The organism is Holospora undulata HU1 (assembly GCF_000388175.3).
GTDB classification, from domain to species: domain Bacteria; phylum Pseudomonadota; class Alphaproteobacteria; order Holosporales; family Holosporaceae; genus Holospora; species Holospora undulata_A.
In genome coordinates this window covers 1-1910 of record NZ_ARPM03000178.1, presented here as the reverse complement: position 1 = coordinate 1910, position 1910 = coordinate 1, and the positions used below count along the sequence as shown (strand labels likewise).

The 1910-nt window shown below is 35.2% G+C and carries 2 protein-coding genes; both read left to right on the top strand.

Annotated features, from left to right (window positions below):
- Positions 1–323: 323 nt before the first annotated feature.
- Positions 324–917 (top strand): class I SAM-dependent methyltransferase, encoded by a 594-nt coding sequence (locus K737_RS05545; protein ID WP_023491889.1) that lies wholly within the window; start codon positions 324–326, stop codon positions 915–917.
- The gene (locus tag K737_RS06920) at positions 904–1734 is read left to right on the top strand and encodes a glycosyltransferase family 25 protein (protein WP_006288376.1); all 831 of its coding nucleotides are present in this window, start codon (positions 904–906) and stop codon (positions 1732–1734) included. Before K737_RS05545 ends, K737_RS06920 begins: the two co-directional genes overlap by 14 nt.
- Positions 1735–1910 lie beyond the last annotated feature (176 nt).

Here is a 1910-nt window from a genome sequence, read left to right as displayed (position 1 = left end):
ATCTTATTTATTAAGGATGAGAGGTTCATTTGCATTAAACATTGTTGTTTATTTTTAATAAAATAGCCTCTCTTTCGGATCTTTTAAAGACCCTTCAAAAAAGTGAGGGGGAGTATGATTGTTTATACTAATTTTTAGAAAAATTTTAGTTTCGAAAAAAAAAGTATTATAAAAAAATTTATAATACTAGATTTTTATTTTTTTTCAATTTTATTTTTAAAAATACTAAAAAAAATATTTTCTCATCTTTTTTGTATCATGTCGATTGATTTTTGGATTGTATTGGCGTATAAACAATTAGGTAGTTAGCTTATGTATTAATTTTGTTTAAAATATTCAAGAAATCAGACTGGGAAGAGCGATGGTTTTTTATGCGTCGTTGGATGGCGAATCCTAAACAACTTGGAGCGCTTTTTCCAAGCTCCCGAGCTTTGGCAAGGGCTATGGCGAAGTGCGCGTTAGAAAATTTAGATCCTCAGGAAAAAATTTTAGAGCTAGGCGCTGGGACTGGACGTTTCACTCAAGCTTTGATTGATGCGGGAATTCCTGAGCATAGGTTGATTTGTATTGAAATTGATCCTAATTTGGGGATGTATTTAAAAAAGAAGATTCCTAAGGCGAGGGTTGTTTTGGGAAATGCGTGTGCTCTGGAAGAAATTTTAAACGCAGAGCAGCTAAGCACAAATATCGGCGTTGTGATTTCTGGGCTGCCTATGCTTAATTTTCCCGCTTTGGTACAAAAAGAAATTTTAAGGGGGTGCTTTAAGGTCCTAAAATCAAAAGGGCAATTTTTGCAATTTACTTATAGTCCCTTTCCTTCTATTAGAAGCCAGTGTTTTTCTTTGACAAAAACACGTAAATGTTGGGTTTTTAATAATTTTCCTCCGGCTGCTATTTGGTCCTATGTCTTGGAATGATGATGAGTTTTTAAGATCGCATTTGGTTGGCGTTGTGTTAAATCTTAGACGCAGTCCTAAGCGGTACGAGAGTTTTATGCGTCTTGCTTGTGAGCTTCCTTTTGAAGTGAATCGATTAGAAGCAAAAGACGGAAAAGATCTTTCTGAAGATTTTAAAGATTTATTTGTAGATGAGCGTGGTTATGGGTGGCATTATGGAGGAAAATTTCCCAGTTCAGGGACTATTGGGTGTTATTTAAGTCATCGGCTTGCTTGGGAAAAAATGGTACAACATGCCATACCTTGGATGGTTGTTTTTGAAGATGATATAACGTTCTGTCCAAAGCTTTTGTCAAAAGTTTTGTGCGAACTTTTGATTCAGTATAAAGACCATGTTGACATTTGTAGTTTTTCGTTACGAGGAAAAGGAATGCCGTTAAAAGTTGGAAAGGTTTTAACGCATCGGTTATGTGTTTACGGCAGGGATGTATATTGCGCGGGTGCCTACCTGTTGAATTTAAAAAGCGCTAAACAGCTATTTAAGTATAGCTTTCCTATGCAATTTCAGATAGATGATTATTATACCCAAACGTGGAGATGGAATTTGGTGTTTACTGGATTAGAGCCCAGGGTTGCTTGTCACGATGATCATGTTTTATCAGATATTAAAGAAAGGGGGGGGAGGCAGTTTCGTAAAATTTTTTATTCTTCTAAGATCATCCACAATTTAGTGTACGGCAGTTCAGTGTGCGTGAGCATTCTTTTAAGAGAGTACCTAAATATGCGTCGTCTGATGGCAGCATTACGGAAGTACATAAGTATACGTTTTTTGTTCTAGAAGAAGGAGCATGAGTTTAGAAAAAATTTCGTTTCTTATATGTAGCCTTCTTTATTTTAATTCATACTCCCCCTCACTTTTTTGAAGGGTCTTTAAAAGATCCGAAAGAGAGGCTATTTTATTAAAAATAAACAACAATGTTTAATGCAAATGAACCTCTCATCCTTAATAAATAA

Excerpts from the sequence above, each read along its gene's own strand:
- K737_RS06920 (WP_006288376.1), top strand. The coding sequence starts at position 904 with ATGTCTTGGAATGATGATGAGTTTTTAAGATCGCATTTGGTTGGCGTT.